Annotated in this window: 20 protein-coding genes; 9 read left to right on the top strand and 11 right to left on the bottom strand. The window is 65.2% G+C overall.

Features of this window, described 5'->3' with window-relative positions:
• Positions 1-21 precede the first annotated feature (21 nt).
• Positions 22-618: a cob(I)yrinic acid a,c-diamide adenosyltransferase gene (locus AC1DYI_RS00755; protein ID WP_477202159.1), complete on the top strand. Its 597-nt coding sequence runs from the start codon at positions 22-24 to the stop codon at positions 616-618.
• Between the two features lie 18 nt (positions 619-636).
• Here the strand turns inward: AC1DYI_RS00755 and AC1DYI_RS00750 are convergent, their stop codons facing one another.
• Complete coding sequence (locus AC1DYI_RS00750) at positions 637-1,773, bottom strand: 3-deoxy-7-phosphoheptulonate synthase (RefSeq protein WP_477202158.1); 1,137 nt, start codon at positions 1,771-1,773, stop codon at positions 637-639.
• Between the two features lie 271 nt (positions 1,774-2,044).
• Between AC1DYI_RS00750 and AC1DYI_RS00745 the strand changes: the two genes are divergently transcribed.
• The gene (locus tag AC1DYI_RS00745) at positions 2,045-3,496 is read left to right on the top strand and encodes a sulfatase (protein WP_477202157.1); all 1,452 of its coding nucleotides are present in this window, start codon (positions 2,045-2,047) and stop codon (positions 3,494-3,496) included.
• Between the two features lie 198 nt (positions 3,497-3,694).
• The gene (locus AC1DYI_RS00740; RefSeq protein WP_477202156.1) at positions 3,695-5,122 is read left to right on the top strand and encodes a hypothetical protein; all 1,428 of its coding nucleotides are present in this window, start codon (positions 3,695-3,697) and stop codon (positions 5,120-5,122) included.
• Between the two features lie 292 nt (positions 5,123-5,414).
• Here AC1DYI_RS00740 and AC1DYI_RS00735 read toward each other — a convergent pair whose 3' ends face one another.
• Positions 5,415-5,834, bottom strand: a complete 420-nt coding sequence (locus AC1DYI_RS00735) for a hypothetical protein (protein WP_477202155.1) — start codon at positions 5,832-5,834, stop codon at positions 5,415-5,417.
• A 244-nt stretch (positions 5,835-6,078) separates the two neighbouring features.
• Between AC1DYI_RS00735 and AC1DYI_RS00730 the strand changes: the two genes are divergently transcribed.
• Positions 6,079-6,798, top strand: coding sequence for an acyltransferase (locus AC1DYI_RS00730; RefSeq protein WP_477202154.1), 720 nt, complete (start codon positions 6,079-6,081; stop codon positions 6,796-6,798).
• On the opposite strand, the gene AC1DYI_RS00725 is transcribed toward AC1DYI_RS00730, so the two are convergent.
• Both AC1DYI_RS00725 and tldD read right to left on the bottom strand, forming a co-directional pair.
• Complete coding sequence (locus tag AC1DYI_RS00725; RefSeq protein ID WP_477202153.1) at positions 6,770-7,753, bottom strand: phytanoyl-CoA dioxygenase family protein; 984 nt, start codon at positions 7,751-7,753, stop codon at positions 6,770-6,772. The two genes, AC1DYI_RS00730 and AC1DYI_RS00725, sit on opposite strands and share 29 nt — an antisense overlap.
• 107 nt (positions 7,754-7,860) lie before the next feature.
• The gene (gene tldD, locus AC1DYI_RS00720; RefSeq protein ID WP_477202152.1) at positions 7,861-9,324 is read right to left on the bottom strand and encodes a metalloprotease TldD; all 1,464 of its coding nucleotides are present in this window, start codon (positions 9,322-9,324) and stop codon (positions 7,861-7,863) included.
• 131 nt (positions 9,325-9,455) lie between these two features.
• Here tldD and AC1DYI_RS00715 point away from each other — a divergent pair, with 131 nt between their 5' ends.
• Complete coding sequence (locus AC1DYI_RS00715; RefSeq protein ID WP_477202151.1) at positions 9,456-9,887, top strand: hypothetical protein; 432 nt, start codon at positions 9,456-9,458, stop codon at positions 9,885-9,887.
• A gap of 8 nt (positions 9,888-9,895) precedes the next feature.
• On the opposite strand, the gene rsmI is transcribed toward AC1DYI_RS00715, so the two are convergent.
• The gene (rsmI, locus tag AC1DYI_RS00710) at positions 9,896-10,843 is read right to left on the bottom strand and encodes a 16S rRNA (cytidine(1402)-2'-O)-methyltransferase (protein WP_477202150.1); all 948 of its coding nucleotides are present in this window, start codon (positions 10,841-10,843) and stop codon (positions 9,896-9,898) included.
• On the opposite strand from rsmI, the gene AC1DYI_RS00705 reads away from it, so the two are divergent.
• The 3 genes from AC1DYI_RS00705 (at position 10,842) to AC1DYI_RS00695 (ending at position 12,620) form a co-directional block, all read left to right on the top strand.
• Positions 10,842-11,270, top strand: a complete 429-nt coding sequence (locus tag AC1DYI_RS00705; RefSeq protein ID WP_477202149.1) for a YraN family protein — start codon at positions 10,842-10,844, stop codon at positions 11,268-11,270. The two genes, rsmI and AC1DYI_RS00705, sit on opposite strands and share 2 nt — an antisense overlap.
• A gap of 65 nt (positions 11,271-11,335) precedes the next feature.
• Positions 11,336-11,944 carry an SIS domain-containing protein gene (locus tag AC1DYI_RS00700; protein ID WP_477202148.1) on the top strand — a complete coding sequence of 203 codons (609 nt, stop codon included), beginning with the start codon at positions 11,336-11,338 and terminating at the stop codon, positions 11,942-11,944.
• 49 nt (positions 11,945-11,993) lie between these two features.
• Positions 11,994-12,620: a BON domain-containing protein gene (locus AC1DYI_RS00695; protein ID WP_477202147.1), complete on the top strand. Its 627-nt coding sequence runs from the start codon at positions 11,994-11,996 to the stop codon at positions 12,618-12,620.
• 42 nt (positions 12,621-12,662) lie between these two features.
• Here AC1DYI_RS00695 and AC1DYI_RS00690 read toward each other — a convergent pair whose 3' ends face one another.
• The 4 genes from AC1DYI_RS00690 to AC1DYI_RS00675 all read right to left on the bottom strand — a co-directional run bounded on the left by AC1DYI_RS00690 (position 12,663) and on the right by AC1DYI_RS00675 (position 16,608).
• Positions 12,663-13,550, bottom strand: coding sequence for an NAD(P)-dependent oxidoreductase (locus tag AC1DYI_RS00690; protein ID WP_477202146.1), 888 nt, complete (start codon positions 13,548-13,550; stop codon positions 12,663-12,665).
• Positions 13,551-13,684: 134 nt separating this feature from the next.
• Positions 13,685-14,821 (bottom strand): PilT/PilU family type 4a pilus ATPase, encoded by a 1,137-nt coding sequence (locus AC1DYI_RS00685; RefSeq protein WP_477202145.1) that lies wholly within the window; start codon positions 14,819-14,821, stop codon positions 13,685-13,687.
• Positions 14,822-14,855: 34 nt separating this feature from the next.
• Positions 14,856-15,530 carry a cyclic nucleotide-binding domain-containing protein gene (locus AC1DYI_RS00680; RefSeq protein ID WP_477202144.1) on the bottom strand — a complete coding sequence of 225 codons (675 nt, stop codon included), beginning with the start codon at positions 15,528-15,530 and terminating at the stop codon, positions 14,856-14,858.
• Positions 15,531-15,564: 34 nt separating this feature from the next.
• The gene (locus AC1DYI_RS00675; protein ID WP_477202143.1) at positions 15,565-16,608 is read right to left on the bottom strand and encodes a type IV pilus twitching motility protein PilT; all 1,044 of its coding nucleotides are present in this window, start codon (positions 16,606-16,608) and stop codon (positions 15,565-15,567) included.
• A 94-nt stretch (positions 16,609-16,702) separates the two neighbouring features.
• Between AC1DYI_RS00675 and AC1DYI_RS00670 the strand changes: the two genes are divergently transcribed.
• Entirely contained in the window at positions 16,703-17,404 is a 702-nt protein-coding gene (locus tag AC1DYI_RS00670; protein WP_477202142.1) for a YggS family pyridoxal phosphate-dependent enzyme, read from the top strand.
• Between the two features lie 25 nt (positions 17,405-17,429).
• Here AC1DYI_RS00670 and AC1DYI_RS00665 read toward each other — a convergent pair whose 3' ends face one another.
• On the bottom strand, positions 17,430-17,759 hold the full coding sequence (locus AC1DYI_RS00665; protein ID WP_477202141.1) for a hypothetical protein: 330 nt from the start codon (positions 17,757-17,759) through the stop codon (positions 17,430-17,432).
• A gap of 231 nt (positions 17,760-17,990) precedes the next feature.
• The gene (locus AC1DYI_RS00660; protein ID WP_477202140.1) at positions 17,991-18,485 is read right to left on the bottom strand and encodes an Lrp/AsnC ligand binding domain-containing protein; all 495 of its coding nucleotides are present in this window, start codon (positions 18,483-18,485) and stop codon (positions 17,991-17,993) included.
• Positions 18,486-18,519: the final 34 nt, after the last annotated feature.

Raw genomic sequence — 18,519 nt, 5'->3', positions numbered from 1 at the left:
GCAAAGCCTAAACTGCCGCCCATGGCCAACCGACTTTCTCAGATCGCGACCCGCACCGGCGACGACGGCACCACCGGTCTCGGTGACGGGCAACGCGTGCCCAAGGACCATCTGCGCATCGCCGCGATGGGCGACGTGGACGAGCTGAACTCGCAGCTCGGCGTGCTGCTCGCCGAGCCGCTGCCGGACGACATCCGCGAGCTGCTGGTGACGATCCAGCACGAGCTGTTCAACCTCGGCGGCGAGCTGTCGATCCCCGGCTACGAGCTGTTGAAGGCCGACGCGGTGTTGCGGCTGGATCAGGCATTGGCGCATTACAACGCACAGCTGCCGCGCCTGGCCGAGTTCATCCTGCCGGCCGGCACCCGCAGTGCGGCGATTTCCCATGTGGCGCGCACGATTGCGCGGCGCGCCGAGCGGGCGGTGGTGGCACTGGCCGCGATCGAAGCGGTCAACACCGCACCGCGCCAGTACCTGAACCGCCTGTCGGACCTGCTGTTCGTTCTGGCCCGGGTGCTCAACCGGGCCAACCTCGACGGCCTGGGTGGCGACGACGTCTATTGGCACAGCGAGCGGCTGCTGAAAGCGAACCAGGCGGAGCCTGACGGCGCCGCCTGACGAGAGCCGCGGCCTCTCTCAGCCGCGCCGCGCCTTCACCGCGTCGCTCAGCACCTGCAGCACACCGACCGAGTCGTCCCAGCCGATGCAGGCGTCGGTGATGCTCTGGCCGTAGGCCAGGTTTGCTGCCAGGTCCTTCCCCGGGGTGAACTTCTGTGCCCCGTCCTGCAGGTGGCTTTCGACCATCACGCCGAAGATGCGGCGGCTGCCGGCGCACAGCTGACCGGCGATGTTCTTCGCGACATCGATCTGGCGCTGGTGCTGTTTGCTTGAGTTGGCGTGGCTGCAGTCGACCATCAGCGCCGGGTTCAGCTTGGCCTCTGTCAGCGCCTGGCAGGCGGCGGCGACGCTGCCGTCGTCGTAGTTCGGCAAGCGTCCACCGCGCAGGATCACGTGGCAGTCCTTGTTGCCCTTGGTCTCGACGATCGCGACCTGGCCGTTCTTGTGCACCGACAGGAAATGGTGCGGCCGCGCGGCGGCCTGGATCGCGTCGCAGGCAATCTTCAGGTTGCCGTCGGTGCCGTTCTTGAAGCCGATCGGTGCCGACAGCCCTGAGGCGAGCTCACGGTGGACCTGGCTTTCGGTCGTGCGCGCGCCGATCGCGCCCCAGCTGATCAGGTCACCAATGTACTGCGGGCTGATCGTGTCGAGGAACTCGCTGCCGGCCGGCACCCCGAGCCGGTTGATCTCGACGAGCAGCTGGCGCGCGATGCGCAGGCCCTCGTCGATGCGGTAGCTCTCGTCGAGGTAGGGGTCGTTGATCAACCCCTTCCAGCCAACGGTCGTGCGCGGCTTCTCAAAGTACACGCGCATCACGACCTCCAGTGTGTCGGCGAAGCGTGCGCGCTCAGGTGCCAGACGGCGGGCGTATTCCAGCGCGGCGGCCGGGTCGTGGATCGAGCATGGGCCGATGATCACCAGCAGCCGGTCGTCTTTGCCGTTCATGATGTGGCGCACCGCGCTGCGTGTGTGCTTGATCAGCTTCTCGGTCGGCGTGCCGGCAATCGGGAAGAAGCGGATCAGGTGCTCGGGCGGCGGCAGCGGGGTGACGTCCTCGATGCGCTGGTCGTCGGTCTCGCTGGTGCGCTCGCTCAGTACCAGGCCCGAGCGGACGTGGTCGTGGGGCGCGGCGGGGGCGGTGGCTTTGGCGTTCATCGTCGTCTTTCCAGGGCGTAGTCGTCGAAGCAGTGGGGCCGGCCGGCGAAAAAAAACCGCCGGGGCTGCCGGCGGTCTTTCGGGGTGTTTCGCTTGCTCTGTTTCTTCAGTTGCGCGCGATTGCCTCTCCAGCCGCCTGACGGGGCGAGAACCAAAAGTACGCAAAGAAAAATCGCGGGGCACGCATCACAAACCTGAATTTAGCATGGGTTGAGCGCGACGCGCCCTCCGTTATGCTCTCGGGCTCTGTTTGGAAGGGAAGCCTAGAGCCATGAAGCGGCGTGAGTTGTTGCATTTGGCGGCATTGATGGCCGCCGTGTCTGGATGTGGTGGAGGGGGAGGTTCGGAGCCCCATGGGACCGAACCACCGCCGCCACCGCCACCGCCACCGCCACCGCCACCGCCACCGCCACCGCCGCCGCCGCCGCCGCCGCCGCCGCCGCCGCCACCGCCACCGCCACCGCCGCCGCCACCGAACGTTCTGTTCGTCGCGATCGACGATTTGAATGATTGGGTGGGGTTCCTCGGTGGTCATCCGCAGGTGAAGACTCCGGCGCTTGATGCGTTGGCCGCAAGGTCGGCCGTGTTCCGCCGTGCCTATTGCAACGCACCAGTCTGTTCAGCGTCTCGTGCAAACGTGCTGTCCGGCCTTTCGGTCGAACACACGGGCGTCTACTACCTCGATCAGACGTTCTTGGGCGTCAATCCTGGCAAGAAGCAGATCGACGACATGTTTGCCGATGCGGGCTATCTCAAGCAGCGCTTTGGCAAAGTCGATCACATTTACTCGACACACGTCGACCAGCCTTTGCCAGCCACGATGCCATACGCCAACAAGGTGTGCCCGGCGCCGGTGGGCGAGGGCGCATTCGACTGGGGGCCGGCGCCGAATGGTGACGCAGCGCAGCCAGACTACCAGTACGCCCAAAGCGGCATCGACTTTCTGAATGCCGCCCACGACAAGCCGTTCTTCCTGTCGGTCGGCTTCGCCAGACCCCATACGGGTTGGTATGTGCCGCAGCGCTACTTCGACATGTATCCGAAGGACACGCTGGTACTGCCATCGGCTCCGCCGGACGACCTTGATGACCTTGGTACGGCAGGCAAAGCCGCCGCGTTGAAGTTCAACTTCCATAAGTGCATCACCGATCAAAACCTGTGGGCTGATGCGGTGCAGGCCTATTTGGCCAGCATCACCTGGGTTGACTCACAGCTTGCCCGGCTGATCGCCGCATTGGATGCCAGCGCGTACGCCAACAACACCATCGTCGTGGTGTGGAGCGACCACGGCTTCCACTTGGGCGAGAAATTCCATTGGCAAAAGCTGGCGCTGTGGGAGCGTGCAACACGTGTTCCGCTGCTAATCCGCGCGCCAGGCCAGAGCGCAAGGGTCAGCGTCGATGCCTGCGTGAGCTTGCGCGATCTGGCTCCAACTTTGTTGGACCGTTGCGGTGTGGCGCCCGCCTATGCGATGGACGGCATCAGCCTGAATCCGCTGATGGCAAATCCCAGCATGCCTTGGGACCACCCGGTGCTGACGACCAAAGACCAACACGACCACGCGATTCGCACCCCGGACTGGCGCTACATCCGCTATGCCAGTGGAGAACGCGAGCTTTACGACGAACGCGCAGACCCGGGCGAACTGCACAACCTCGCCAGCGACAGTCAGTACGAGACGCTCATGGCCCAGTTGGATGCATTGATGCCACCGAAGCCCTGAACCGGCGCTTCCCTGCCTGCCTTGCCGGGCACCCGCCTTGCCGTTGAACAACGCGGGCGGGGAGCCTGACGTCGTCAGCTTCCCCATATCGGCACCGAGTTGACTCTCTTGAGCAGAAACAGCGGTCGCTAAAGACCATCTTTTCCGCTTCAAGCCACCCCCCGAATCGACCGAAACAACCCGCATGCGTGGCTGCAATTGCGCCGCGCGACAGGCAAGGGGTTGGCCATGCGGACGATCGGTTACAACACGGGTTCCTTCTCAGCAACGAGGCAGGCTGGTTTGACATCGCTTCTCGCAGTCGCACTGCTGGTTGCTGCCTGTGGCGGCGGGGGAGGGTCTGGCGCCGACGAGGCTCCCCAAGCTGGCGGTGCGGGCGGTACCGGCGGCGTGGACGGTGGCACTCTGCCACCATTGGATGTCGGGGGCAGCACCGGCCCCGCCCCCCAGGATGGCCCCGACGCGCTGTACTTCCGTCCAAGTTCGGCGCTGGCCGCGGCCGGTGCGCTCGATCGCGTCTCTGGCGGCAATGCCCTGTTTGCCGCCTGGAACCCGAAAGACCCGAAAACCGCGCTGAAGCCGGGCATGAAGATCATGTTTTTCGGCCAGGCGCAAGGCTGCGCTGGCAGCACCGAAGGTCCGCTGACGGCCTTGTCCGACAGTCGGCTGGCCAACGTGGCCGGCTTGACCACCTTGCCGCATGCCGCGGCGCTGCCGGCTCTGCGCTGGACGCCGTCCGGCCATGCCACCGGCTGCGACACCCAGGCGCAAGACCGCGACGGCGCGTCGGCCGTGTTTGTCAACGCCGACGACAACGTCGGCGCGGTCGGCATGCTGACCACCTCCGGCAAGCAGGACGATGGTGCTGCCCCCTTCTTCGGCCCCTATGGCGCGTCTGGCCAGAACGGTGCGGGAGCCAACGCCTTTATCACTGGCACGTTCGTCAACTTCCGCCAGGCTTGGTGGGTCGCAGATCCATTGCAGCCCTGGATGGGATCGGCGGCTGCCCGTGTGCGTAGCGTGCAAAGCTTGGGAGCGATCGAACTCCAATCCGCAGGCGGCGCAGTTCAGGTCAAGCAGCAGATGATGGCCACCGTTCTCAATACTACCTGCGCGAAGACGAAGGCGGGCCAGCCCTGTCAGATCCAGTACCTATTTAACACAGCCATCGCACGCTCGGGCGTAAGCGATTGGGACCAAGTGGCTTGGTTTCAGCATGGCGACGTATGGTTCGACCCCGCCCAAGGCGGCATTCCGGTCGTCGATGGCCCGATCTTTTCAAGCGGTAAGTCGACAGCGGAATCGAAGACAGGTCTGAGCCTCTTCGCATCGCAAGGTTCGGCCACGCAACACCAGGCGTTCAGCGGGCGGACGTTCGACGTGACGATTAGTTTCGATCAACTGCAAAACGCGATGCGCATCATCGTCGCGCGGCGCTTGGCTGTGGATGCTTCAACAGTGACCGATGCACAGATGGCTGAGACCTGGGGTGACGCGTGGAACGACCGTCTGGCCTGGGTTCTTCTGTCTGGCGACGTGGGCCAAGAGGTCTACAACCCGAACGGCACCAACAAGGTGCAGATCGGTGGGGGGTTCAACAGCCTGTTCGTAGGCCCACAAGGCTAGGGGCACGGTCGCGCGCAACGGTCGGCTACAGTCGGAAGGCTTAGTGGGCCCGAGCGTTGGGCCTCCAAGACCTTTCCTCATGCTCGACCAACCGCTGCTGCTGGAGCCCTTGCTTCGATTGATGCCGTTGCCGCCTTCATTGGTCCGGCACGCGTCTCTGTCATCGGACAGGAGGCTTCGAACGCTTCGACTGAGAGACACGCCCTTGGTGGCTGGCTTGGCGTCCGAATTTGACGACAGTTGCATGCTCAGTGTTGCTGAGGACATGGAACTTTCTCAGATTCCTATCAAGCTAGTCGCGCACGGCCCCAAGCGGCAATACACGGGCATTCATTTGACGGTCCTGAGCACCAAGGGGCATCTGAACGTCGTCCTTGGCGACAACCATTGCAAGCTGTTCGTTGGAACGGATACGAACGTGCGCGCGGGCCTTCAACTCTTTCGAAGGCCAACGGTTTTCATTGGGGACCGGACCATCATCGGACAGTCCCGCATGATCATCAACAACGCGGACCTGGTCATCGGCGAAGACTGCCATTTGGTCGAGGACGTCTTGTTGCAATGCAACGATCCTCATCCCATGGTCGACTTGACCAGTGGCGACGTTCTGAATGGCGAACGCCGGCGAACCTACCTCGGCCGACACGTGCTGGTGAATCGGCGCGCCCTGTTGATGCCGGGTGTTCGAATTGGCGATGGGGCGATAGTTCAAGCTGGCGCCATGGTGGTATTGGATGTTGCGCCAAACACTCTAGTTGGCGGCGTTCCGAGCTCGGTGTTGAGGGAGCAGGTCGCGTGGATGAAGGAGTTGTCGCCGGGCAATCAGCCCGGGCGCGCTCAACAGGCTACGGTGTTGCCGGGGCCGCGGCGCCCGTCTGTTGGATAGAATCGCGCATCAATATTGAGTTGCCGGTCGGTGCCGCGGCGCGGAATGTATGTCTCTTCAAATCACTGCGTTGGAGCCGCTGCTGCGATTGTCCGGTTTCCGGCCCGACCTCGTCCGGTTTGCTCCTTTTACCCATGGACGACCGCTGAAAACGGTTCGACTTGCAGATTCCCCGCTGGCGCTAGGAGTTAGCGCTGAATTCGACGACACCTGTTTTCTCACCGTATTGGAGGGAGGGCTGGACAAGCTGTCTCATGTGAAACTGACCGGTCACGCGGGTAAACAGCTCTATTCAGGGGTGCACATTGCTGTTCTCAGCCCACGCGGACAGGTCACGGTGACGCTGGGGGACGACCATGCAAAGCTGGTTATTTGCAGTCAAACAGTGATTCGAGCCAATATACAGATGTTTGGCAAGCCGCGTCTTTTTATTGGCGACCACACAACCATCGGTCAAGCTAGGCTGATCGTAGCGAACGCCGACGTCGTGATTGGCGATGATTGCCAGTTTTCAGACGAGATCATATTGCAGTCAAGTGATCAGCACCCTATTACCGATCTAGACACCGGCGAGGTGATTAATGCTGAGCGCCACAGCGTCCATATTGATCGGCACGTTTGGGTGGGGCGTCGAGCGATGATCATGCCGGATGTGCGTATTGCCGAAGGCAGCATCATCGCAGCAGCGGCCGTAGTCACTCAAGACGTTGCCGCCAACACCATCGTTGGCGGCGTCCCGGCCCGCGTGGTGCGCCAGCGCGTCAGCTGGGCGCGTGAGTTCGGGCGCTGATTCTTCGCTGCGACACTCCGCCGTCAAACAGGAGCGCTGCACGGCCCCGCGCGTCCATTTCCTTGAGCCTGTAGTGTCGGCAGGAAAAGTAGTTGCCGTCGGCAGTTGGCAGTTCATGATAGTGGGCGCCAATCTTGTCGAAATAGTTGGCCTTCACACTCTGCGGCGCGAAATGCAATACGTAGCTGCGGCGAGTGTGCATCTGTTGAATACGCGAGCCCCCGTGGGGCAAGTCAGCATGCCATATCAGCGCGTCACCTTTCTTGGCTTTGAAGGTTGCCAGTTCGATGCCGCGTGCCTGGGCTTGATCGTGCAAGTACTTGAAATAGGCTTGGTGCCCTTCGGCCCCGTCTTGCGCCTGAATCCAATGTTTTCGGGTCCCCCCAAAAAGGTGATGGGGCACTCGGTGCCCGCCGGGGTAGAAGCACAATTCACCTGTCCCGGGCTCGATATCTTCCAGCGCAATCCAAATAGCCGCCAAAGCGAGGGGTCGGCGTGATACCACATAAGCAGTGTCTTGATGAACTGCTTGTTGTGATCCGAATTCGAAATACAAAGACTGGATTGCGACCGCCGGTTCGCTAAATGCCGTCTGCAGCAGTCGTGAAACTCTGGGCGAAAACGCGGCCTGTCGTGCGGCAGGCGACACAGCGTACAGGTCGATGATGCGATGCCCGAGGTGGAACTCGCTCATTTTCTCCGGGTCGACATACTGACCTTTGTCACGCACCACGTAGTGATTTGGTTCGCGCATGACGGCATGGGCATCGCGAACCACCTGATCGACGATCTCCGGCGCAACAGCGCCTGGAACAATCAGATAACCTTGATCGATGAAATGGGCTACGTCGGAGCGAGTCTGCGTGTCAAGGCTGAGACCGGCCAGTCGCGCATGCGCATCCGGCAGGTCAATCCACAATTCGCCCAAATTGGACCCGGCGGTTGGACTGGACATGTTCTGCTACCTCCCCGACACAAAGACAAAGCGCGAATCGTACCAATCCTCCAGTTCTTTGGTGGCGCAGCACTCCATCGAAAGTTGATGCGCGAGATGCGTGCGGCTCAAGCCGTGCCGCCGACGGTGATGCCGTCGATGCGCAGCGTCGGCTGGCCCACGCCCACCGGCACGCTCTGGCCGTCCTTGCCGCAGGTGCCGACACCGGTGTCGAGCTTCATGTCGTTGCCGACCATGCTGACGCGGGTCATTGCCTCGGGGCCGTTGCCGATCAGCGTGGCGCCCTTGACCGGGTAGAGGATCTTGCCGTTCTCGACCCAGAAGGCTTCCGAGGCCGAGAAGACGAACTTGCCGCTGGTGATGTCGACCTGGCCGCCGCCGAAGTTGGTGGCGTAGAGGCCTCGCTTGATGCTCGCGACGATCTCTTCTTTGGTCTTGTCGCCCGACAACATGTAGGTGTTGGTCATGCGCGGCATCGGCACATGGGCGTAGCTTTCGCGCCGGCCGTTGCCAGTCGGCTTCACGCCCATCAGGCGAGCGTTCATGCTGTCTTGCATGTAGCCGCGCAGGATGCCGTCTTCGATCAGTACGTTGCGCTGCGTCGGGTTGCCTTCGTCGTCGATGTTCAACGAGCCGCGCCGGTCGGTCAGCGTGCCGTCGTCGAGCACGGTGACGCCCTTGGCCGCGACGCGTTGGCCGATGCGGCCGGTGAAGGTCGACGAGCCCTTGCGATTGAAGTCACCTTCGAGGCCGTGGCCCACTGCCTCGTGCAGCATCACGCCGGGCCAGCCCGAGCCGAGTACCACGGTCATTTCGCCGGCGGGCACCGGGCGCGATTCGAGGTTGGTCAGCGCGGCGTTGACGGCCTGGTCGACATACTCGACCAGTTGCGCTTCCTGGAAGTAGCCCAGACCGAAGCGGCCACCGCCGCCGCCCGAGCCGACCTCGCGCCGGCCGTTCTGTTCGGCGATCACCGTGACCGACAGGCGCACCAGCGGTCGCACGTCGGCGGCGCGGGTGCCGTCGGCACGCGCAACCATCACCACGTCGTATTCGGCGGCCAGGCCGGCCATCACCTGCACCACGCGCGGGTCGCGCGAACGGGCCATCTTCTCGACCCGTTCCAGCAGCGCCACCTTCTGCGTGCTGTCCAGCGTCGCAATCGGGTCCATCGGGGCGTACAGCGTGCGGCTGCCGGCCACCTTGGTCGGCCCACCGACCTTGATGCGCTTGCTCTGGCCGGCCGCGGCAATCGCGCGCACCGTGCGGGCGGCGTCGAGCAGGGCGGCTTCGGAGATGTCGTCTGAGTAGGCGAAGGCGGTTTTCTCGCCCGCCACTGCGCGCACGCCGACCCCCTGGTCGATCGAGAAGCTGCCGCTCTTGACGATACCTTCCTCCAGGCTCCAGCCTTCATGGCGGGTGTACTGGAAGTACAGATCGGCGTCGTCGACCCGGTGCTCGGCAATGACGCCGAGCGCCCGCGCCAGCGTGGCCTCGTTGAGTTGGTAAGGGTCCAGCAGCAAGCCTTGGGCGACGCCCAGGCGCTCAAGGGTGGGTTCGCGGGCGATCATCGGCTGATTGTAGGCAGTGCAGCCCTGTCACGTCGCTTTACATGGCTTTGCGTTCGGCGGTCGTCGCGGCGCTAACGGCCAACGTTGTGGGGAGGTGCCGCCGATCGGCGACCGACCACGAAAGGAACAACATGAACTTGCGTCATTTCCTCGCTGCCGCCGCACTGACGGCCGTCTCTGCCGCCAGCTTTGCCCAAGCCGCGCCGACCCCTGTTGCGCCCACCGCCTCACCCACCACCGCGCCGACCACCGAGCCGGTGCCGCGCGGCACCAACACCCCGGTGATTGACAAGCGCGAGGCGAACCAGCACGACCGAATCGTCGCCGGCAAACAGTCTGGCGAGATCACGAAGCGCGAGGCCCAGCGCCTGCACGCCGAGCAGAAGGCCGTCGACCGGGCGCAGAACAAGGCCGCCGCCGATGGCAGCGTGTCGACGCAAGAGCGCCAGCACATCCGCCGCATGCAGCACCGTGCCGACAAGGACGTCTACCGCCAGAAGCACGACGCCGCCACCAAGCCGGCGACCCCTTCGGTGCCGACGAACCCCAAGCCGGTCCAGTGAGCGACGGCTCAGTCGGCGTCGCCGCCTGACTGTTTGTGGGCCAGCGCACGCGCATAGAGCGCGTTGCGCGGCGCGCCGCTGATCTCGGCCGCCAAGGCCACGGCCTGCTTCAACGGCAACTCGCGCAGCAGCACGGCGAGCGTGCGCTGCGCGCTGTCGCTGACGGCGTCGTCGCCCTCGGCGGCCGGTGCGATGGGGGCCGCATGCAGCACCAGCACGAATTCGCCCTTGACCCGATTGGAGTCGGCCGCCAGCCAGGCAGGCAGCGCAGCAGCGTCCAGCGTCTCGATTTGCTCGAACTGCTTGGTCAGCTCGCGGCAGATGGTGATGCGCCGCGCTGGCGCGCGCTCGGCCAGTTGGTCGAACAGCGTGGCCACGCGGTGTGGCGCCTCGAACAGCACGCAGGCACAGGGCTGGGCCAGTGCGGCGTCCAGCGCGGCCAGCCGCTCTGCACCCTTGGGCGGCAGGAAGCCGGCGAAGTGAAAGGCCGCACTGTCGCTCGTGCCGGACGGCGCGTGCCCGGCAGCGCTCAACGCCGCTACGACACTGCTGGCCCCCGGGATCGGCAGCACCCGCCAGCCCGCGGCCCGCGCCTGCTCGACCAGCACCGCACCAGGGTCCGACACGGCCGGCGTGCCTGCATCGCTGACATAAGCCACCCGCTCACCCGCGGCCAGTCGTGCCAGCACGCGCTCGCTGGCGCTGCGCTCGTTGTGCTCGTGCAGCGCGATCAGCGGTTTGTCCAGCCCCAGATGGCGCATCAGCCCGGCAGTGACGCGGGTATCCTCACAAGCCACCGCGTCGACCAGCGCCAGCACGTGCACCGCACGCAGGCTGAAGTCAGCCAGGTTGCCGATCGGCGTGGCCACCACGTACAGCGCGGACGCCGGGTAGTGCTGGCCACCCGCCATCTGGGCGGCGGCTTGCGTCAGCGCGAGCGGGGAAGGGGAGTGCATGTTCTTCAGGTCCAAGCCCAAGCGTGTGGATGCGGCCTCGGCGGAAGGGGCGCCGCCCACGGGCCGGCAGGCCACCGGCGCCAGCGGCGAGGCGCGGGCACTGGCCTATTTGCTGCAGCAGGGCCTGCAGCTGATCGAGCGCAATTATCGGGTCGCGCGGGGTCCGTCCCGCCGTGCCGGCGAGGTCGACCTGATCTTGCGCGACCGGGACGGCACGCTGGTCTTTGTCGAGGTGCGCGCCCGCCGCAACCGCGAGGCCGGCGGCGGCGCAGCAGCCAGCGTCTCGGCTGCCAAGCAAGCCCGGCTGGTCTACGCCGCCCAGCACTACCTGGCGCGATTGCCACGCTTGCCGCCTTGCCGTTTCGACGTGGTGGCGATCGATGGCGACGAGCTGGTCTGGCTGCGTGCGGCCTTCGACGCAGCCTGAGCCTGGGCTGCGACCTGTCGAGCCTGTCACCGGAGCGGAGGGCGAGCCCCTTATCATCGGCGCCCATGCTCGAAGCCCGTATCCAGCAGCAGTTTTTCGAATGTGCCGACCTGATGTACCAGGTGGCCGAGGGATTGGCCCGCCCGATCGCCGACGCCGCGCAGGCCGCGGTTGGTTGCCTCACCGCCGGCGGCAAGCTGCTGGCCTGCGGCCAGGGCGGTGGCCAGTTGCTGGCGCAGTGGCTGTGCTCGGCGCTGCTGCTTCGCTTCGAACGCGAGCGCCCGCCGCTGGCCGCGCTGGCGCTGGGCCCGAGCCTGGCGCAGCCGCTTCAAGCGATCAGCGAGCTGGCCGGCGACAGTGCGCTGGGCTTGGCGCTGCAGGTCCGTGCGCTGGGGCAGCCGGGTGATCTGCTGCTGGCCTGCAGCACGGGCGGCGACGACGCCGCGCTGCTGGCCGCTGTGCGCGAGGCCCATGCCAAAGAGATGAGCGTGGTGCTGCTCAGCGGCCCTGCTGCCGAGGCCTCGGCCCTGCCTGCGCTGCTGGGCGAAACCGATGTCTGGATCGCCGTGCCGCATGAGCGGCCGGCCCGCGTGCATGAGCTGCAGCTGCTGGTGCTGCATGCGTTATGCGACGCGATCGACCTTCAACTGCTGGGTGATGCCGAACCAAGCTGAGTCGCACGACTCTGCCTGTCATCGATCGCCCTCAACCTGTGCCCACACCATGACCATGATGCCCCGACGTTTTACCCTGCTGGCCACGCTGGCCTTGGCCACTTTCGCCGCGGCGCTGACCAGCGCCTGCGCACCGCTGATCATTGGCGGCGCGGTTGCTTCCGGCGCGCTGCTGTACGGCGACCGCCGCACCTCGGGCGCACAGCTGGAAGACCAGGCAATTGAGTTCAAGGCCGGTCCGCGCCTGAAGGAGGCGCTGGGTGAGCGCGCCCACCTGAACGTGACCAGCTACAACCGGCTGGTGCTGATCACCGGCGAGGTGGCCACCGATACCGACCGCGAAGCCGTCGAAAAAGCCATCGCAGGGATCGAGAACGTGCGCTCGACGGTCAACGAGACGGCAGTGATGAGCTTCAGCTCGCTGACCGCGCGCTCGAACGACGCGCTGCTGACCAGCAAGGTCAAGGCCGCATTCATCGACAACGGCAACATCCAGGCCCATGCGATCAAGGTCGTCACCGAACGCAGCACCGTCTACCTGATGGGTCGGGTGACCGAAAAGGAAGCCGACAAGGCCGCCGAAGTGGCCCGCACCGTCAGTGGCGTACAGAAGGTGGTGCGGGTGTTCGAGATGATCACCGAGGCCGAACTGAAGGCGCTCGACGCCAAGAAGTAGTCATCGACCCTGGCGCGCTCTCGAGGGGCGCTGCCAGGGGTCTTACTTCAAACGCCGGATCAGGCTGGACGTGTCCCAGCGCCCGCCGCCTTGGGCCTGCACATCGGCGTAGAACTGGTCGATTAGCGCCGTCGCTGGCAGCTTGGCGCCGTTGCGGCGGGCTTCGTCGAGCACCAGGCCCAGGTCCTTGCGCATCCAGTCGACCGCGAAGCCGAAGTCGAACTTGTCTTCGACCATCGTCTTGCCGCGGTTGTCCATCTGCCAGCTCTGCGCAGCGCCTTTGCCGATCACATCGAGCACCATCGCCATGTCCAGCCCGGCCTTCTGGCCGAATGCGATCGCTTCTGACAGGCCCTGCACCAGGCCAGCGATGCAGATCTGGTTGACCATCTTTGCCAGCTGGCCGGCGCCACTGGCCCCCAGCAGCGTCACCGCCCGCGAATAAGCCATCGCCACCGGTTTCATCGCATCGAAGGGCTTCGCATCGCCGCCGCACATGACAGTCAACAAGCCGTTGACCGCGCCGGCCTGGCCGCCCGACACCGGCGCATCGACAAAGTGGATGCCATGCTGCAGACCGGCCGCGTGCAGCTCACGCGCCACATCGGCTGACGCCGTGGTGTGATCCACAAAAACGGTCCCCGGCGCCATGCCAGCCAACGCGCCTTGCTGCCCCAACGTGACCGCCCGCAAGTCGTCGTCATTGCCGACACACGCAAACACGAACTCAGCGCCTTCAGCCGCCGCACGCGGTGTGCCCGCCGACGACCCACCGTTCTCTGCGACCCACGCCTGCGCCTTCGCCGACGTCCGGTTGTAAACCGTCACCGCATGCCCGGCCGCCGCCAAGTGCGCCGCCATCGGCCCACCCATCACGCCCAGCCCCAGAAACGCCACGCGCCTTGGCGCAATCGGTTCGTATGTCTTCATCGTGTCCGCTCCATGCGTGCCATCGCGGCGCTCCGCAGGAGTCGCCGCACATCAAGTGGCGTGCGCGGAACCGGCTTTGCCGGTCCGCTGCGCGAGCCCCCTCGGGGGGCAGCCCCCGGAAGGGGGCGTGGGGGCTAAACGATCGTGAGGTGTTCGGTCCCCGCCGACAGGTCGGTGACGCGGGCGCGCTGGCTGTTCAGCTTGATCTGCAGCCGCAGGTCGTTGACCGAGTCGGCGTTGCGCAGTGCGTCTTCGTAGGTGATCACCTGACCCTCGTAGAGGTCGAACAGCGCCTGGTCGAAAGTCTGCATGCCGAGCTCGCGCGAGCGTTTCATCAGCTCTTTCAGCTCGCCCACTTGGCCCTTGAAGATCAGGTCGGCCATCAGCGGCGTGTTAAGCATGATCTCGACCGCGGCGCGGCGGCCCTTGCCCTCCTGGCGCGGGATCAGGCGCTGCGAAATCATCGCCTTCAGGTTCAGCGAGATGTCCATCAGCAACTGGTCGCGTCGCTCTTCGGGGAAGAAGTTGATGATCCGGTCCAGCGCCTGGTTGGCGCTGTTGGCGTGCAGCGTGGCCATGCACAAGTGGCCGGTTTCGGCGAAGGCGACCGCCAGCTCCATCGTCTTGCGGTCGCGGACTTCGCCCATCAGGATCACGTCCGGCGCCTGGCGCAGCGAGTTCTTCAGCGCGATGTCCCAGTCTTCGGTATCGATGCCGACCTCGCGCTGCGTGATGATGCAGTTCTTGTGCGGGTGGACGAACTCGACCGGGTCTTCGACCGTGATGATGTGGTCTTGCGCGTTCTCGTTGCGCCAGTCCACCATCGCGGCCATCGACGTGCTCTTGCCCGAGCCGGTGGCGCCCACCATGATGACCAGGCCACGCTTGGTCATCGCGATGTCTTTCAGGATCGTCGGCAGGCCCAGCTCGTCGACTGTCGGGATGTGCGCCGGAATCGTCCGCAGCACCATGCCGACGTGGCCTTGCTGCATGAACGCGCTGACGCGAAAGCGCCCGATGCCCGCCGGCGAGATCGCGAAGTTGCACTCCTTGGTGCGCTCGAACTCGGCCGCCTGCTTGTCGTTCATGATCGCGCGCGCCAGCGTGATGGTGTGCGCGCCGGACAGCGGTTGTGGCGACACCTTGCTGACCTTGCCGTCGACCTTGATCGCGGGTGGGAAATCAGCGGTCAGGAACAAGTCCGAACCGTTGCGGGTGACCAAGAGGCGCAGCAGGTCGCTGACGAATTTCGAGGCCTGGTCGCGTTCCATGGAGGGTCTCCGAATTGCAGAAAATGGGGCCGTCTCAGCGCGGCTGATCGGTGGCGGCGGGCATGCGGCTCAGCAACACCGAAACGCGGGCGCTGACCTGGCGCAAACGCAGCGACAGCCGCTTGGCCAGCCAGCCCAACAACGCGGCGGCCAACCGCGGCTCTTCCGCGAGCAGGCGGTCGAGCGTCGGTTGGGCCAGCACCGCCAGGTGCACAGGCGTCAGCGCGGTGCATGAACAAAGCCGCGTGCCGCCATCGATCACCGACAACTCGCCCAGCACCTCGCCGGCGCGCACCTCGCCCAGGCGCACCTTGGCGCCCGAAGGTTGTGCGCGCTCTTCGGCGACGGCGCCTTGCAGCACGATCATCAGATAGTCGCCTTGCTCGTCCTGGCTGAAGATGCGCTTGCCGGCGTCGAGCTCGACGTATTCGAGTTGCCCGGCCAGCAGTTGCAGTTGCTGGGCACCCAGCGCTGCCATCGTGCGGTCATGGCTGAACAGGCGCACCAGCGCGGTGATGCCGCTGGATTCGTCGTGCTTGCGCTCGCGCATGTCGGCCGGGCGCTGCTTCCACGAGGCGACACGGCGCGCGTCGTCATGGCGGTCAACGAACTGCGTCGCGTAGAAGCCCGAATCGTCGGCACGCTGACGCACTTCCGGCTTGGGCTTGGCCGGCCGCCACCACCGGAACAGGAATCCACCGACTGCCATGCCCTGACTCTCCTCGACCCTGCTGCCCGCGGCCTCAGCCCGGGAAGTTCTCCGGGAACTTCGCCTTCAAGCGTGCCTCGTTGGCGCCGATCACATTGCGCCGCACCAGCTCGGCCAGGCATTGGTCCAGCGTCTGCATGCCCAGGTTCTGGCCGGTCTGGATCGACGAGTACATCTGCGCGATCTTGTTCTCGCGGATCAGGTTGCGGATGGCCGCTGTGCCCAGCATGATCTCGTGCGCCGCCACCCGGCCGTTGCCGTCCTTGGTCTTGCACAGGGTCTGCGAAATGATGGCCTGCATCGACTCGGACAGCATCGCGCGCACCATGTCTTTTTCGGCCGCGGGGAAGACGTCGACCACGCGGTCGATGGTCTTGGCGGCGCTGGACGTGTGCAAGGTGCCGAACACCAAGTGGCCGGTTTCGGCCGCGGTCAGCGCGAGGCGGATGGTCTCCAGGTCACGCAACTCGCCGACCAGGATCGCGTCCGGGTCTTCGCGCAGTGCGGCGCGCAGCGCGTTCGAGAAGCTCAGCGTGTGCGGCCCGACCTCACGCTGGTTGACCAGGCACTTCTTCGATTCGTGCACGAACTCGATCGGGTCTTCCAGCGTCAGGATGTGGCCGTACTCGTTCTCATTCAGGTGGTCGACGATGGCGGCCAGCGTGGTCGACTTGCCCGAGCCGGTCGGGCCGGTCACCAGCACCAAGCCGCGTGGCTTCAGGGCCAGGTCGGCGAAGACCGGCGGGCAGTTCAGATTCGCCAGCGTCAGGATCTTCGACGGAATGGTCCGGAAGACCGAGGCGGCGCCGCGGTTCTGGTGGAACGCATTGACGCGAAAACGCGCCAGGCCCTGCACCTCGAAGCTGAAGTCGCATTCGCGCGTGTCTTCATACTGTTTGCGCTGGGTGTCGTTCATGATGTCGTAGACCATGGCGTGCACTTGCTTGTGCGTCATGGGGTCGACATTGATGCGGCGCACGTCGCCATGCACGCGGATCATCGGCGGAAGGCCGGCTGACAGGTGCAGGTCCGATGCCTTGTTCTTCACCGAAAAGGCCAGCAGCTGGGTGATGTCCATGGGGCGGTTTGGGCGGCTTGTCTCTGGGTGACACCGTGCGGCCGTCAACGGCGAATCTCGGTGCCCGATGTTCGTGTCTTATGCTCAGGCAATCATGGGCACGAACCTGGGCAGTATCGCTGAGAACTTACGCCAAGTGCGGCATCGGATCGACCGTGCTTGCACCGAGTGCAACCGCTCGCCGCAGCGTGTCACGTTGCTGGCGGTCAGCAAGACCTGCCCGGCAGAAGCGGTGCGCGCGGCGGTTGCTGCCGGCCAACATGCCTTCGGCGAAAACTATGTGCAAGAGGCTTTGGTCAAGATCGAAGCACTGGCCGATGTGCGCGCGCAACTCGAATGGCATTTGATCGGGCCCCTGCAGTCGAACAAGACGCGGGTCGTGGCCGAGGCCTTCGACTGGGTGCACACGGTCGACCGGCTGAAGATCGCCGAACGGCTGTCGGCGCAGCGGCCGGAGAACCTGCCGCCGTTGAACATATGCTTGCAGGTCAATGTCGACGGCGAGGCCAGCAAGAGCGGCATCGTGTTCGACGAACTGCCGGCGTTGGCTCGGGCGGTGGCAACGTTACCGAGGCTGAGACTGCGCGGCTTGATGTCGATCCCCGAGCCGGTCGACGGCCTGGCTGCGCAGCGGGCGCCGCACCGGCGGTTGCACGAGGCCTTCATCGCGCTGCGGGATCAAGGCCTGCAGTTGGACACCTTGTCGATGGGCATGAGCGCGGACCTGGAGGCGGCGGTGCTCGAAGGCGCCTCGCTGCTGCGCGTCGGCAGCGCCATCTTCGGCGCGCGCGCTTAGGCGGGTCGCCGCTGAGAGCGGCGCTTCAGGCGAACGCGCCGTCCGACTCGTCCAGCCACTCGACCGGGCCGAGGTCCTGCACCTCGAGGCCGAGCTTCAGGTCCAGGCTCGAGTCGTACCAGCCGCCGGCGGCCACCGAGCCGGGCAGCATCGGCTCGACACCCAGTGACTGCGGCAAGTCTTCGATCGAGACCGTCGGCTCGTGCCCGGCTTGCAGCGCCACGTCGTCGGGCCGGTTGGCTGGAGCCGGCAGCCAGGTCGGCCAGCCGCGCGGAAGCGGGCGCTCGATCGGCAGGCGCGACAGGAAAGGCGGCAGGCGCAGGTGGGCGGCAAGGTGGATGGCTGGGCTGGTCACGGCGGTTCCCTCGTATGGTTTGCCGGTTCGGCCGGCATGAACGAGATCGTCCGTCAGAGCCCACCCCTGGCACCATCGCCCGCATGAGGGAGGGGCACCCCCCCGATCGGGGGGGGGCACCCGGTCGCGGAATACCGCCACCACCCGCCGAGCGGGTGCGCGGCCGCTTCGGAGCGGCCGTGCGCTGGCCGCGCTCTGCCTGCGCCGCCGTTAGCTCCTATAACTGTCCGCTCAGAAACTCAGCGATGTGCTGTTTTTCACTTCTTCCATCACCGCGTAGGTGCGGGTTTCCCGCACACCCGGCAGGGACCAGATCACGTCGCCGACGAAGCTGCGGTAGGCCGCCATGTCCGACACCCGGGTCTTCAACAAATAGTCGAAGCCGCCGGCCACCAGGTGACATTCCAGGATCTCGGGCCGCACCTGCACCGCGGCGCGAAAGCTGTCCATCACGTCGTGCACGGTGCGGTCCAGCAGCACCTCGACGAATACCATCAGCCCTGCGCCCAGCTTGAGCGGGTTCAGGCGGGCTTCGTAGCCGAGGATGAAGCCGTCGCGCGTCAGGCGTTTGACCCGTTCGAGCACCGCGGTGGGCGACAGGTGCACCTCTTCGGCCAGTTTCAGGTTGCTGATCCGTCCGTCCTTTTGTAGAACGCGCAGGATTCTCAGATCGATCTTGTCGAGCCCGCGATCGGCGAGGCTTTGGTCGTTTATTGTGGGCTGCATGCTTGAGAAAACTTCGTCACAGGCTGGGAACTCC

Source organism: Ideonella sp. P3_A4 (genome assembly GCF_056403075.1).
The sequence above is the reverse complement of the archived record's forward strand: the minus strand, read 5'-3'. Positions and strand labels throughout refer to the sequence as shown.

Coding starts and splice junctions, on each gene's coding strand:
- AC1DYI_RS00755 (WP_477202159.1), top strand. CDS start 22: ATGGCCAACCGACTTTCTCAGATCGCGACCCGCACCGGCGACGACGGC.
- AC1DYI_RS00750 (WP_477202158.1), bottom strand. CDS start 1,773: ATGAACGCCAAAGCCACCGCCCCCGCCGCGCCCCACGACCACGTCCGC.
- AC1DYI_RS00745 (WP_477202157.1), top strand. CDS start 2,045: ATGAAGCGGCGTGAGTTGTTGCATTTGGCGGCATTGATGGCCGCCGTG.
- AC1DYI_RS00725 (WP_477202153.1), bottom strand. CDS start 7,753: ATGTCCAGTCCAACCGCCGGGTCCAATTTGGGCGAATTGTGGATTGAC.
- tldD (WP_477202152.1), bottom strand. CDS start 9,324: ATGATCGCCCGCGAACCCACCCTTGAGCGCCTGGGCGTCGCCCAAGGC.
- AC1DYI_RS00715 (WP_477202151.1), top strand. CDS start 9,456: ATGAACTTGCGTCATTTCCTCGCTGCCGCCGCACTGACGGCCGTCTCT.
- AC1DYI_RS00705 (WP_477202149.1), top strand. CDS start 10,842: ATGTTCTTCAGGTCCAAGCCCAAGCGTGTGGATGCGGCCTCGGCGGAA.
- rsmI (WP_477202150.1), bottom strand. CDS start 10,843: ATGCACTCCCCTTCCCCGCTCGCGCTGACGCAAGCCGCCGCCCAGATG.
- AC1DYI_RS00700 (WP_477202148.1), top strand. CDS start 11,336: ATGCTCGAAGCCCGTATCCAGCAGCAGTTTTTCGAATGTGCCGACCTG.
- AC1DYI_RS00695 (WP_477202147.1), top strand. CDS start 11,994: ATGACCATGATGCCCCGACGTTTTACCCTGCTGGCCACGCTGGCCTTG.
- AC1DYI_RS00690 (WP_477202146.1), bottom strand. CDS start 13,550: ATGAAGACATACGAACCGATTGCGCCAAGGCGCGTGGCGTTTCTGGGG.
- AC1DYI_RS00685 (WP_477202145.1), bottom strand. CDS start 14,821: ATGGAACGCGACCAGGCCTCGAAATTCGTCAGCGACCTGCTGCGCCTC.
- AC1DYI_RS00680 (WP_477202144.1), bottom strand. CDS start 15,530: ATGGCAGTCGGTGGATTCCTGTTCCGGTGGTGGCGGCCGGCCAAGCCC.
- AC1DYI_RS00675 (WP_477202143.1), bottom strand. CDS start 16,608: ATGGACATCACCCAGCTGCTGGCCTTTTCGGTGAAGAACAAGGCATCG.
- AC1DYI_RS00670 (WP_477202142.1), top strand. CDS start 16,703: ATGGGCACGAACCTGGGCAGTATCGCTGAGAACTTACGCCAAGTGCGG.
- AC1DYI_RS00660 (WP_477202140.1), bottom strand. CDS start 18,485: ATGCAGCCCACAATAAACGACCAAAGCCTCGCCGATCGCGGGCTCGAC.